Genomic DNA, 12,891 nt, shown 5'->3' with positions numbered 1-12,891 from the left:
GCCCGCCCCCACGGCTCGTAGGCACCGGGGGTGCCGTCACACGAGGCGACGGCACCCGCGGGGTGGGGGGACGGCGCCGTCAGCAGCCGTCGAGGTAGGCGTCGTGGATCCAGACGCCGGTGCGTCCGCCGACCAGGTCTCCCATGACCCACTCGTTCTGGCGCTCGCGGTAGTGGAGCTGCTGGCCCCTGTTCACCTGACCGAGCACCGGGTAGTTGGTGCCGGGACCACCGCGGAAGTTGACCCGGTCGTCGTTGACGGTGCAGACGATGACCTGCCGCTCGGCGGTGGCGGCCGGGACGGCGGCCTGGGCGCCCGGCGCGGCCTGGGCGGCCTGCGCGAGGGGTCCGGCGGCCAGCGTGAGTCCGCTGATCAGGACGGCCGTGGCCAGCATTCGCTTCTTCATGGGATTCCTCTTTTCCGTTCGTCGTCCGGTCCTCGGTGCGGGACCTGATGCACCGTTTGTAGCCGCTAACCTGTTGTTCAAGGCCGGTCGGCCGACGCCGAACAAACGGATACCGAACAACGGGCGCGGCCGCGGGAGAGGTGGGAACGTGCCACGGGGAGAAAGTCCGCTGGATCCGAACGGCGGTCCGCTTTTCGAATTCGCGAGCCGTCTGCGGAAACTGCGGGAAGAGGCGGGCCGCCCGACCTACCGGGATCTCGCCCGGCACACGCACTACGGGATCGCGACCCTGTCCTCGGCGGCGGCCGGGCGCCACCTCCCCAGCCTGGCGGTCACCCTCGCCTACGTCCGCGCCTGCGGCGGTGACGAGCGCGAGTGGAAGGTGATCTGGCAGCGGACGGCTGACGCGTGTGCCGGTAAGGACACGTCAACCGCCAAGCCCCCGTACATCGGCCTGTCCGCATTCAAGGAAACCGACGCCGGTTTCTTCTTCGGCCGGGAGAAACTCACCGCCGCACTCGTCGAACACCTGAGGGAAAAGCGACTTCTCTTGTTGTTCGGGGCCTCGGGTTCCGGTAAGTCATCGGTGCTGCGCGCCGGAGTTCTCCCCGCTTTCCGCGGCACCCCCGCACTGCTGTTCACCCCCGGCCCGCACCCCCTGCGGGAATACGAAACCCGGCTCACGGCATACGAAAGGCAGCGGGCCGAGCCCGGAGAGGAGGACCCCGCGGCGGAGGAGGTCCTCATCGTCGTGGACCAGTTCGAGGAGGTGTTCACGCTCTGCCACGACGCCCGGGAACGCGAACGCTTCGTCACCGCGCTCGTGCACACGGCGCACGCCCCCGACAGCCGCGCCCGCGTCGCCATCGCCGTGCGGGCCGACTTCTACGCGCACTGCACGCGGCTGGCCGGGCTCGTCGACGCCCTGCCCCAGGCCCACCACCCCGTCGCCCCGATGACCGCCGAGGAGCTGCGGGCGGCGATCGTCCAGCCCGCCGCCCGCTCCCGCCTCACCGTCGAGAGTGCCCTGCTGACGACCCTCACGGCCGACGCCCACGGTCGGCCGGGCGCCCTGCCCCTGCTCTCGCACGCCCTGCTGGAGACCTGGAAGCGACGGCGGGGCAACGCCCTCACCCTGACGGGCTACCGCGCGGCGGGCGGCATCGAGGGCGCGCTCGCCCAGACCGCCGAGAACTTCTACGGCGCCCTCAACGAGGGTCGACAATGGGCCGCACGACGACTGTTCCTGCGGCTCGTCGCGCTGGGCGAAGGCACCGAGGACACCAAGCGCCGGGTACCGCGCCCGGAACTCGACAGCGGCCCGGACACGGAGTCCGTCCTCGAACAGGCGACCAGAGCGAGGCTGCTGACCACCGACGCCGACCACGTCGAGATCGCCCACGAGGCACTGATCCGCTGCTGGCCCCGGCTCGGCGTCTGGCTGGCGGAGGACCGCGACCAGGAACGCCTGCGACGGGCCCTCACCGAGGCAGCCACCCTCTGGGAGTCCCTGGACCACGACCCCGACACCCTCTACCGCGGGGTACGCCTCGCCGCCGCGAAGGACATCCCCCCACGGGCGCTGACCACCCGCGAACGCGCCTTCCTCGACGCCAGCGAGGCGGCGGCACAGCGTAGCCGACAGCGCGACCGCCGTCGGCTACGCCGACTGCGCCAACTCGTCGGGTCCCTCGCCGCCCTGCTCGTGTGCGCCATGACGGCCGCCGGGTTCGCCGTACGGGCCCAGCACACCGTCACCCGACAACGCAACGACGCGGTGGCCGTGCGAGCCGCCGACGAGGCCGTCCGCCTCAGCCAGGACAACCCGTCACTGGCCATCCAGATCGCGCTGGCCGCTTACCGCCAGACTCCGCAGAGGCGCACGGCGGACACCCTGCTCAGCACTCTCTCCGCCGCGTCGACCAGCACCGGGCCCCCCAGCCGCACCCCGGTCGGCCACACCCCGGCCGTGACCGCCGACGGCCGGCTGCTGGCCATGGCCACCGGCTCACAGATCGTCGTATGGGACATGCGGAACCCTCGACAGCCCCGCCGACTCGGCACCGCCGCCACCGACGGAGCCGCCCTGGGCCCGATCCAGTTCTCCCCGGACGGCTCCACCCTGCTCGGCGCGGACAGCGACCGCACGCTCTGGCTGTGGGACGTGACCGACCCGCGCCACCCCACCCTGGCGTCGAAGTGGCCCACGGAGCACACCGACGCCGTCTACTCCGTCGCCGTGCGCGGCGACGGGCACCTCGTCGCCACCGGCAGCTACGACGACACCGTCGGCCTCTGGGACATCACCGACCCCGCCCGACCCCGCGCGCTCGACAAGCTCACCGGCCACACCGGCAACGTCAAGCCCGTGGTCTTCAGCCCCGACGGCAGGACGCTGGCCTCGGGCTCCGACGACCGCCACATCCGCGTCTGGGACGTGACCGACCCGCGCCACGCCGTCCCCCTCGCCGTCTTCAAGGGACACGAGAACTTCGTGGACGCACTCGCCTACAGCCCGGACGGCCGTGCACTGCTGAGCGGAAGCGACGACCGCACGGCGAAGCTGTGGGACATCAGCGGCCTCCCCCACCGCCGTGCCCCGGGTGTGCTGGCGGGACACGCCGACATCGTCACCAGCGTGGCCTTCGCCCCCCATGGACGCACGGCGGTGACCGTCGGCATCGACGGCGTGCTGAACGTCTGGGACACGACCGACCGCGCGCACCCCGTCCCCCTGGCCCACCTCACCAACCCCCGTGGGACGGTCAAGGAAGTACGTTCCCTCACGGCGGACGGCACGTTCCTCACCGTGACCGCCCACCACAGCGTCCAGATCTGGTACACCGATCTCGACCGGGCCCTCACCGACGCCTGCGACCACGTCCACACCACGATCAGCCACGCCCAGTGGACGGAGCACTTCCCCCGCCTGTCCTATGCCCCGCCCTGCCCCGCCCCCACCCTGCCCGGGCGCCGAGGCTGACCGGCCTCAGGCCACAGCCAGAACCTGGCCACCGGGCATCCGCTCAGCCCGGCAGCTCCGGCAGAGCCCTGGTTCGGGCGCCCGGAAGACCCGGTCGCAGCCGTCGCAGTCCTGGAAGGGATCGGGACGACTCCGCCCGACCCCGGGAGCCGGAGACACGGGCACGGCGGGCAGGGGCGGCGGCAGCGACTCCCGCAGCCGGTAGCCGACCAGCGCGGACGCGGACCGCAGCTCGCCGGGCAGGTCCACGGTGAGCGTCCGGTGGACGGTCGCGGCGCTGGCCCCGCCGTCCAGCCACTCGGCGACGGCGGGGGCCAGCCGCTCCACCTCCCGGCGGGAGAGCGTGAGCCGCTCGTCGGTACGGCGCAACCCGGCGAGCAGGGAGACGGCGCGCTCGTGGGAGGGCCCACGCCGGGGTTCGGGCTCGGGTTCGGGTTCGGGTTCGGGCTCCGGAAGCGGAGCCGGTTCCCGTACGACCGGCTGCGGCGCCGGTACGACGTCGGTGTCGTCGTCGGTGGCGGTGTCGTCGGCGGTGTCGTCGGCGATCGCTGGCTCCCCGGGCCGATGGTGGACGTACGTACGCGTCACCATCCGCCCCTCAGCCGTACGCTCCCGCACCCGCTCCAGATACCCGCACGCCTCCAACTCCCGCAGCGCGAAGGCGATCCGGTCCCGCCCCTCGGGAAACCGCTCAGCGAGGGTGCGGATGTCGACCGGGGCGCTCTCGGGCAGCGACAGGATGTGGACGGCGAGCCCGATGGCGGTCACGGACAGCTCGCGGTGCTGGGCGAGGTGGTTGCCGACGATCGTGTACCGGTTGGGGTGGTACGCACGTACGTGGGTGACACCGGACCGGGTGGCGGTGTGCCGAACGCCCTGCTTCGCACGCGGGGCAGCGATAAGCTGCGTCTCAGCCATGGGGAAGGTCCGTTCTTCCTCTTTGGTCAGGCCCTCGCACTGGGATGCCAGTCCCGGCGAGGGCCGATGCATGTCTGCGGTTGTCACGGTGAGCCTGCCCGCCCAATCCCCCGCCGCGCCAGCCAGGTTGGCCGGGTTCACCCGCGTGAGTGACGTCCGGGAGGTTTGGTTGGGTTGGGAGGGTTCTTTCCAGGGAGTTCTTAACTCCTTTTACCGCCCGCACCCCCGACGACCGGCCCACCGAGTCCCGTATCCCCGGGCTCCGGTCAGGCCCGGAGCCGGACCTCCGCCCACACGGTCTTGCACGGCACGGGCCCGACCCGTACGCCCCACCGGTCGGCCAGTTCCTCGACCATCGCCAGCCCGTACCCGGACTCGGCGGGCACATCACCGCTGGGTGCTCCGGAGGGCAACCGATCACCACGAGGATCGGTGACCTCGATCCGGAGAACGCCGGGCCCGGCGACGGAGAGCGTGAGCCGGAAGCTCCGCCCGGGAACCCGCCCGTGCAGCACGGCGTTCGCCGCCAGCTCGGCCACCAGCGACCGCGCCGGATCCAACGGCACCCCCCACTCACTCAGTTGCTGCACGGCGAGCAGCCGGGCGAGACGGGCGCCTCGGCGGGTGGCGGAGAGCGGCACGGTGAACCGGCGCACGGCGGGTGCGCCGGAGGGCGGGAGAGTTTGCTGATTCACGTCACCCAGCGTGTTCACGTATGCGTAGCCTGTGAAGACGGACAGCCCGTGCGGCCGTTGGCCGTCCGCCTGGCGTCCGGTCCCGTCCGGGCGGTACGGGGCGACCGAGGGAGAGGTGGCGAACGTGAACGAGTGGAACGCGGGGCCGGACGACGAGGAGGCCGGGGGCGTGATGCGCACGGTCATCCGGCAACTGAAACTGTGGCGGGAGTCGGCGGGCCTCACCCAGGCGGAGTTCGGCGCGGTGATCGGCTACGGCGAGGAGTCGGTCTCGTCCGTGGAGCGGGGACGGCGGATTCCCCGACCGGAGTATTTGGAGGCGGCGGACGAGGCGTTGGGCGCGGGCGGGAAGATCGCGGCGTTCAAGAAGGACGTCGCGGAGATCAGGTACCCGAAGAAGGTACGGGATCTGAAGAAGCTGGAGGCGGAAGCCGTTGAGCTGTGCGCGTACAACAACTCGGTCGTCCATGGGCTGTTGCAGACCGAGGAGTACGCCCGGGCGGTGCTCGGCGCCCGCCGCCCGCCCTTCACCGCCGACCAGTTGGAACAGCAGGTGTCGGCCCGCATGGCGCGGCAGGAGATCGTCGGCGACACGACAGCCCGCGCCCTCTTCAATTTCGTCCAGTGCGAGTCGACACTTCTCCGGCCCATCGGGGGCAAGATGGTGATGCGCGCGCAACTCGAACGGCTGTTGGAGGTTGGCGCCTTCCGCAACGTCGACCTTCAGGTACTGCCCCTGAACCGCGAGGAGAACTCGGGGCTCGACGGCTCGTTCAGGTTGGTCAGGCTCGGGGACGGCACCACGGTCGGTCATGTCGAGGTGGCGCACATCAGTCGCGTGATCACGGAGCCGAAAGAGGTGCAGCTCCTGGAGATCCAGTATGGAATCATCCGGGCACAGGCTCTCAGCCCACGGGAGTCGATGGCCCTCATCGAGAAAGTGCTTGGAGAAACATGAAGCTGGAGTGGATAAAGAGCAGTTACAGCACGTCCAGCGGCCCCGACTGCGTCGAGGTGGCCACCCCGGACGAGACTCAGGTCCTCGTCCGCGACTCCAAGAACCCCACCGGCCCCCGCCTCACCCTCACCCCCACCACCTGGGCGACCTTCCTGCCGTACGCGTCCGGGCGCTGACGAAGTAACGCACGCGGCCCACACCGAGTCCACGGTGCGGGCCGCACCCGCATGTCAGTCGGCGAGCGGAGCCGCCTCCGCCGCAGGGCCCTCACCCCGGGCCTGCTGCAAGGTCTCCGCGATCGCGGCGAACTCCTCCAGCGCGGCTTGGAGGTCTTCGACGATCTCGGCGGCCAGTACCTCGGGCGCGGGCAGGTTGTCCGCGTCGTCGAGGCTGGGGTCGCGGAGCCAGGTGATGTCGAGGTTGGCCTTGTCGCGGGCGACGAGCTCTTCGTAGGTGTACGCCTTGAAGCGCTCCGTCTCGACCCGCTTGGAGCGGTCCTCGTCGGGGCGGTAACACTGCACGAAATCTTCGAGGTGGGACCGGGTGAGCGGGTTCTGCTTGAGGGTGAAGTGCTGGGCGGTACGGAGGTCGTAGACCCACAGCTTCTCGGTCCACGGTCGCTCGGGACGAGCGGGCCTGCGCTCGAAGAACAGGACGTTGGCCTTGACGCCGCCCGCGTAGAAGATGCCGGTGGGCAGACGCAGCAGCGTGTGGACGTCGTACTCCTTCAGCAGGCGTCGGCGGATGGTCTCACCCGCGCCGCCTTCGAAGAGGACGTTGTCGGGGACGACGACCGCGGCCCGGCCGTGGATCTCCAGCAGTGAGGCGATGTGCTGGACGAAGTTGAGCTGCTTGTTGGTCGTGGTGACCCAGAAGTCACGGCGCTCGTAGGCGATGGCCTCGCGGGCGGCGGAGCCGTCGTCGCCGTAGACGGTGATGGACGACTTCTTGCCGAAGGGCGGGTTCGCCAGGACCAGGCTCGCGCGCTTGGTGGGCGGGGCGATGAGGGCGTCACGGTCATGGATGAGGGTGGGCCCGGTGGGCTGACCGATGCCGTGCAGGAAGAGGTTCATCGCGGCGAGACGGGCGGTGTTCCGGACCAGCTCGGTGCCCCAGATGCCTCCGCTGCTGAGGTGCTTGCGCTGCTCGGGGGTGAGGCGGTTGCCGTACTCGCTGAGGATGTGTTCGGCGGCGGCGAGCAGGAAGCCGCCGGTTCCGCTGGCGGGGTCGGTGATCGTGTCGTCCGGGGTGGGGCGGACGCAGTCGATGATGGCCTGGATGAGCGGACGCGGGGTGAAGTACTGACCCGCGCCCGACTTGATGTCCTCCGCGCCACGGGAGAGCAGTTCCTCATAGGCGTCGCCCTTGATGTCGGTCTTCTGCCCGGACCAGTTCTCCTTGTCGATCAGGTCCTTCACCAGGCGCTTGAGCTTCGCGGGGTCGTGGATGCGGTTACGGGCCCCGTTGAAGATCAGGTGGAAGGTGGTGCCCTTGCGCTGGGCTCCGAGGTCTTCGAGGAGCTGCGTGTAGGCGGCTTCGAGCTCGGCACCGTCGCTGTTCAGCAGCTCGGGCCAGCCACGCCCTTCCCAGACGGTCCCCTCGGGCATGATCTGCTCGCGGAACATGGGAGGCCGGGACTGCGCCTCGTGCGCCATCTTGAGGAACACGAGAAGCGTCAACTGCTCGACGTAGTCGATGGTGGAGACACCGTCGTCCCGCAGGACGTGGCAGTAACTCCAGAGCTTGTCGACAAGCCGACGGGCCTCGGTCGCGGTCACGAGGAAATCTCCAGGTCAAGGGTGGGCTGGCTGGCGCTGGCTAGGGCGGGAGCATCGGCCCTAGGCTGCGGAGGTGCGTCCGGCACGGGTGCGGTGTCTGGCGTGTCTTTCCGCGAAGCACGGGCCCGGCGGGGACTCCGACGCTGGGGCTTGGTGACTCTGGCTGCCTCCCGCTCGGCACGGATGTGGCCAACCAATACGTCGGCGGGCTCGTCAGTGACGTTCTGAGGGATCAAGCGGCCAGCGAAAGCCTCAGCGAGGAGAGAGCGACGTAGAGCAGAGGAGCGCGCTAGAGCTCTCTCGGATTCGACCACCAGTCGATGGGCCGACTCTTCAGCCTCGGACACCCATCGGGACATTTCTTCCTGCATCTTATTGTCCGGCACAGGGATACGTAGCGAACGAAGCTTTTCCTGCGGAAGGTGCTTGATAGTGGTTCCAGTAAGGAGGTGCTCAAAGCGCTTACTGAGAGCCGCCTCTTCAAGCATGAGCGCGATCCAACCAGCTGACGCTACCCCGTGCGCACGAACCCGATGTAGGGCCTTCTGGAACGCCATATAAGAGTTCCCCTCCGGCCAGATAGCACACCGACCGGGTTCACCGCCTTCGCATACGAGTAGATCACCTGCTCGGACGCTGAACCTCCTCTGCTCCTCTTCACTCATCGGTACCGTGCGGAGGTCGGCCAGATCGAATCGCCCCCAACGAACATTAACGTTCCGCAGGTAGGGCGTTGCTTCACCGCTATTTTTTCTGCGATCGAGCATCTTTCCAAGCGATGTGTCGGCGATCTCTGCGATTGACAGGAGAGGCGCACCAGAATCGACGGCAGCGGCGCGGAGTGACTGCAGTGCAGAGTGCCTAAGTTGTTTCGTTTTTACACGCGAAGCCACAATGCTGGATTCAGCCTTCTCAAGATGGGCGAGTTGCCCTTCGAGCGCGGCAACGATGCGCTGCTGCTCATCCACGGGAGGCAACAAGCACTCAAGCTCACCAAGCGCTCCCTGCGAGATGTTCCGCATGGAGTCCTTCGTCCCAGTGGCACGTTCGGAGATCTGCGAACGGATCACCGGAGACGAGAGCAGGTATGCCAGCCACTCCCTATCGACACCATCAGCCGGAACAAGCCGAAGGCTCTTGTCACTGAGAAGCAGTCGCGGACGACACTGACGCACGAGCACGGAGGCCCCTACATAGGCAGCCGTATTCGCCCGGCTCAGTAGAATATCCCCCGGCCGAATCTCGTAATCGGGATTGAACGGAAACCCGACAGGCACTGCCTTGTTCTCGCACTCATCAAAGTCACCCCAAGTCATGGCGCTGACCTTGATGACCCCCCACTCCTCAGCCGATGCCGGACGAGGTTCGCACTTGTAGGACTTGCCTGCCTCGATCCGGGCGAGAATGTCACCGAGCCGAACACGTGCCCACCCCTTCGGAACCTCCGAAGGAATACCGCCCTCGCTCACGCGCCCAACTCCCGTCCCAGCTCATCCAAAATCTCGGCCCCCCGATCCGCCCCGAACTCCCGAAGGAACCCGTCCACGCCCCCGCGCTCGATGAAGGGTACGTCCTTCAAATGCTCGGGCTCGATCGCCGCATCCGTCGCTATCACGTCGACGATCCGGTCCAGCCACCACACCTGGTCCTCGGTGAAGACGGCCCCCGCCTGCTCCTGCCGGGCCCGCCACGCCGCATACCGTTCCTCCACCAGCGCCCGGTACGGCCGTACCTCCTCCTCCAGCCCCAGCTCGAACCGCAGCAGCCCGATGAGGTCCACGACGCCGGCCGTCCCCCGCGGATGCCGAGCCGCCTTGCCCAACTGCACGTACGCGTCGTACAGCCGCCCCGGCGTCCACTGGAACGGGGGACGCTCGATCTTCCGGGCGAGGTCCTTCAGCCGCCGGTAGACCTCCTTCGGGTCGCGCCGCTCGCTGAACGCGAGGCTGAGCGCGGCGATCTCGTCCTCATGGTCCTTGATGTACTGCTGCCAGGAGGTCACCTTGCGCATCGCCAGCTCATCGGCCGTGACGCCGCGCGCCTCCATCACCTCGTCCACGCTCACCTCGTCTATGACGATGTCGTGCGCACGGCGCATGGACATGATCCGGTCCCGCAGCTCACGGTTGGAGGCGATCGGCTTCAGCGCGTCCAGCATGTCCTGCCGCACCTGCGGCTGCCCGCCGATCCGCCGCGCCCGCTCCTGCTGGTCGGGGTCGACGGACCGCACCAGCCCGCCCACGATCTCCCGCAGCGGCTGGCCCGCGAGTTCCTCGATCTCGTCCCGCTCCTCGGGCGTGAGTTGCCGGTCAAGTCGCGCGAGGCGTCCCGCCAGCGTGGCGACTTCGTCCTCGGTGAGCGCCAGCCCCGCCGTCTTGGCCATCAGCCGCTCCAGGGGGATCTTCCGCTCGGAGACCCTGACCAGCGGGCGCGCGTCCACGCGCGGGGAGTCCGTCACGCCCACCGCGTCGACGATCACGAACCGTTCCTTCACCTCGGCGTCCGGCGTGACGGCCTGGAACTCCGCCGGGTCGATCGTCCGGGAGCCGCGTCCCTTCATCTGCTCGAAGTAGGCCCAGCTCTTGACGTCACGCAGGAAGAAGACGCACTCCAGCGGCGGGATGTCGGTCCCCGTGGCGATCATGTCGACGGTCACCGCGACGCGCAGCTCGGGGCTGTTGCGGAACGCCTTGATCAGCTCGGCCGGACGCTTCGCCGCGTGGGTGATCTTCCGGCAGAAGTCGTCGCTCTCCCCGAAGACCTGCCGCACCATCTGGACGATCTCGTCGGCGTGGTTGTCGTCCACGGCGAAGATCAGCGTCTTGGGCACGTGCGTCCGGGCGCGCTGGACCTCCCCCTCCCCCACCGGCGGGAAGATCTCCGTGAACAGGTGCCTGCGGAACGTCTCGACGACGAGCTTCAACTGCCCCTTGCTGATGACCTGGCGTCCCAGCTGGGACGCCTTCCACTCCAGGTCCTCCTCCAGCTCCTGGTAGCGCTCGCGGCGCGTCTTGCGCTCCCGCATCGGGACGACCGTCTCCGCCGGGATCGTCCCGCCGTTCTCCCCCAGCTCCGTACGGATCCGGAAGACGTCGAAGTCGACGTTGACGCCGTCGGCGACGGCCTGCTCGTACGGGTACTCGCTGACCAGGTTCTGGAAGAAGAAGCCGAAGGTCTGCTTGACCGGGGTGGCGGTCAGGCCGACCAGGTGGGCGTCGAAGTACTCCAGGACCGCGCGCCACTTGCCGTAGATGGAGCGGTGACACTCGTCGACGACGATCAGGTCGAACGCCTCAGGCGGGAGGTCCGGGTTGTAGCCGACCTCCACCGGCTCGTCGACCAGGTCGTAGCGGTCGAGGGACGCGTCCTCGCTGTCGGCGCTCGGCACCTCGCGGTCCGTCAGCGCGAGCCACAGCCGCTGCACCGTGGACACCACCACGTGGGCGGAGCCCAGCACGGTGTCCCCCGAGAGCCGCTGCACGACGTACAGCTCGGTGAACTTGCGGCCGTCGTCCGGGGTGTCGAAGTTCTCGAACTCGGTCGCGGCCTGGCCGCCGAGGTTGTTGCGGTCGACCAGGAACAGGATGCGCTTGGCGCCCGCGTGCTTGAGCAGCCGGTAGCTCTCGCTGACCACCGTGTACGTCTTGCCGGCGCCGGTCGCCATCTGGATCAGGGCGCGCGGGTTGTCCTTGGCCAGGGAGTGCTCCAGGCCGTTGATGGCGGTCACCTGGGCGGGGCGCAGGTCCTCCGGGTCGAGGAAGGTCTCCGGCAGGCGGCGCATCCGGGCCCGCAGGGTCGGCGCGCCGTGGTCGGCCTCGGCCTCCTCCACCCAGCGGGCGATCGTGTCCGGCTGGTGCACGGCGAAGACCTCGCGGGTGCGCGGGGACGGGTCGAGCGCGTTGTGGAAGCGGACGGTGTTGCCGTCGGCGACGTACCGGAAGGGCAGGCTGGCCCGCCAGGCGCTGAGCTGCTGGCTGCGGGTGAGGCCGGTGGCGTACCGGGAGGCCTGCTCCATGGCGGCTTCCAGGTCGGCTCCCTCCCGCTTGGCCTCTATGACACCGACCAGGCGCTGATCGACGTAGAGGAGGTAGTCGGCACGACCGACGGCGGTGGAGACCTCCCGGACGGCGACGCCCTTGCCCGCGAAGAGGTTCTTGGCGGCGTCGTCCTGAACGGCCCAGCCCGCCTTCTCCAGGACGCAGTCCAGCTCGGCGCGGACCTGCGCCTCGCTCATCGGCGGGCTGGCGGCCTTCTGCGCGTGCGCGATGAACTCGTCACGCCGTGAGGCGCCGTCCAGCGGACGGGCGGCCGAACGGGACTCCATGGCCGGGGCCGTCAGTTCGGTGATCTTGCCACTCAGCTCGGCGATCAGGTCGTGCAGCGCGACCCGTTCGGCCTCGGCACGGGCCAGCTCCGCCTCGGCCTGCTCCCGGGCGGCCTGCTCACGCTCCAGGCGGCTCTGCTTGCCGTCGTAGCTGAGCCGGGCCTCCTCCAACTTGCGTCGGTAGGCACCGAGTTCGGTACGCAGCTGCTCCAGCTCGTGCCGGTCGGCGACAGTGGTGGGCGCGGGCGCGGCAGAGGGTGGCGCGGGTGCCAGGAAGACCCGGTGCGTGGCGTCGGACCGGTCGAGCGAGCGGTGCAGCCAGTCACCGAGACGGAAGCACAGCTCCACGGACTGAAGGGCTTCGCGGACGCTGGCGTAGTACTCGTGAACGGCCTTGTTGCCCGTCGTGCGGACCGCCTCGAACCATGCCCTCACCTGCGGGACGAGGACACCGGACCGGGTCAGCGCGTTGATCCTGTCGACCTGCCGGGACCCCGGGACGGTGAGGCCGAGGAGCGTGACCAGGTGGCGGGTCATGACCTCGCCGAAGAGGCGGGCCTTCACCATGGCGGCGTGCGGGTCGGTGTGGACGTACGACTCGGCGGAACAGCCCAGCGTCACCAGTAAAGGCTCGTGCCGGAGCAGGTGACCGAAGTTCGGCGAGCCAGCGGCCAGCCGCGCGACCTGTTCTTCGTCCCCACCGGACGGGTTCCCCGTCGCCGTCCCCGTCATGTCTTCCCCCTGGCATCCCAGTCGTCGTGTCAGCGCAAAGCCTTACAGGATGACACGAACAGATGGACCAATCAAGGGGATTGGCGATACGCAGGCT

General features: G+C 69.1%; 9 protein-coding genes. 3 read left to right on the top strand and 6 right to left on the bottom strand.

All coding sequences use genetic code 11. The annotated features are described in order from the left end of the window. Nucleotides 1-79: 79 nt before the first annotated feature. Complete coding sequence (locus ABZ659_RS22345; protein WP_360222795.1) at nucleotides 80-406, bottom strand: SH3 domain-containing protein; 327 nt, start codon at nucleotides 404-406, stop codon at nucleotides 80-82. Between the two features lie 148 nt (nucleotides 407-554). Between ABZ659_RS22345 and ABZ659_RS22340 the strand changes: the two genes are divergently transcribed. Beyond that, entirely contained in the window at nucleotides 555-3,389 is a 2,835-nt protein-coding gene (locus ABZ659_RS22340; protein ID WP_360222792.1) for a hypothetical protein, read from the top strand. 6 nt (nucleotides 3,390-3,395) lie between these two features. Here ABZ659_RS22340 and ABZ659_RS22335 read toward each other — a convergent pair whose 3' ends face one another. Together ABZ659_RS22335 and ABZ659_RS22330 are read right to left on the bottom strand one after the other, a co-directional pair. Further along, nucleotides 3,396-4,307, bottom strand: coding sequence for a helix-turn-helix domain-containing protein (locus tag ABZ659_RS22335; RefSeq protein ID WP_360222789.1), 912 nt, complete (start codon nucleotides 4,305-4,307; stop codon nucleotides 3,396-3,398). A gap of 266 nt (nucleotides 4,308-4,573) precedes the next feature. Continuing rightward, nucleotides 4,574-5,002 (bottom strand): ATP-binding protein, encoded by a 429-nt coding sequence (locus ABZ659_RS22330; protein ID WP_360222786.1) that lies wholly within the window; start codon nucleotides 5,000-5,002, stop codon nucleotides 4,574-4,576. A gap of 172 nt (nucleotides 5,003-5,174) precedes the next feature. On the opposite strand from ABZ659_RS22330, the gene ABZ659_RS22325 reads away from it, so the two are divergent. Both ABZ659_RS22325 and ABZ659_RS22320 read left to right on the top strand, forming a co-directional pair. Next, nucleotides 5,175-5,960: a helix-turn-helix transcriptional regulator gene (locus ABZ659_RS22325; RefSeq protein WP_360223062.1), complete on the top strand. Its 786-nt coding sequence runs from the start codon at nucleotides 5,175-5,177 to the stop codon at nucleotides 5,958-5,960. Next, the gene (locus ABZ659_RS22320) at nucleotides 5,957-6,136 is read left to right on the top strand and encodes a DUF397 domain-containing protein (protein ID WP_360222782.1); all 180 of its coding nucleotides are present in this window, start codon (nucleotides 5,957-5,959) and stop codon (nucleotides 6,134-6,136) included. Before ABZ659_RS22325 ends, ABZ659_RS22320 begins: the two co-directional genes overlap by 4 nt. Nucleotides 6,137-6,190: 54 nt before the next feature. Here ABZ659_RS22320 and ABZ659_RS22315 read toward each other — a convergent pair whose 3' ends face one another. From ABZ659_RS22315 to ABZ659_RS22305, 3 genes are read right to left on the bottom strand one after another with little or no spacing between them, the layout of a single operon-like run. Then, complete coding sequence (locus ABZ659_RS22315) at nucleotides 6,191-7,738, bottom strand: class I SAM-dependent DNA methyltransferase (RefSeq protein WP_360222779.1); 1,548 nt, start codon at nucleotides 7,736-7,738, stop codon at nucleotides 6,191-6,193. Further along, the gene (locus ABZ659_RS22310; protein ID WP_360222776.1) at nucleotides 7,735-9,207 is read right to left on the bottom strand and encodes a restriction endonuclease subunit S; all 1,473 of its coding nucleotides are present in this window, start codon (nucleotides 9,205-9,207) and stop codon (nucleotides 7,735-7,737) included. The genes ABZ659_RS22315 and ABZ659_RS22310 overlap by 4 nt, the downstream gene beginning before the upstream one ends. After that, nucleotides 9,204-12,794 carry a DEAD/DEAH box helicase family protein gene (locus tag ABZ659_RS22305; protein WP_360222773.1) on the bottom strand — a complete coding sequence of 1,197 codons (3,591 nt, stop codon included), beginning with the start codon at nucleotides 12,792-12,794 and terminating at the stop codon, nucleotides 9,204-9,206. Before ABZ659_RS22305 ends, ABZ659_RS22310 begins: the two co-directional genes overlap by 4 nt. Between the last annotated feature and the right edge of the window lie 97 nt (nucleotides 12,795-12,891).

This window comes from Streptomyces sp. NPDC006997, assembly GCF_040635175.1.
Lineage (GTDB): Bacteria > Actinomycetota > Actinomycetes > Streptomycetales > Streptomycetaceae > Streptomyces.
This window is presented reverse-complemented; position numbering and strand designations above follow the sequence as displayed.

Coding starts and splice junctions, on each gene's coding strand:
- ABZ659_RS22345 (WP_360222795.1), bottom strand. CDS start 406: ATGAAGAAGCGAATGCTGGCCACGGCCGTCCTGATCAGCGGACTCACG.
- ABZ659_RS22335 (WP_360222789.1), bottom strand. CDS start 4,307: ATGGCTGAGACGCAGCTTATCGCTGCCCCGCGTGCGAAGCAGGGCGTT.
- ABZ659_RS22325 (WP_360223062.1), top strand. CDS start 5,175: ATGCGCACGGTCATCCGGCAACTGAAACTGTGGCGGGAGTCGGCGGGC.
- ABZ659_RS22320 (WP_360222782.1), top strand. CDS start 5,957: ATGAAGCTGGAGTGGATAAAGAGCAGTTACAGCACGTCCAGCGGCCCC.
- ABZ659_RS22305 (WP_360222773.1), bottom strand. CDS start 12,794: ATGACGGGGACGGCGACGGGGAACCCGTCCGGTGGGGACGAAGAACAG.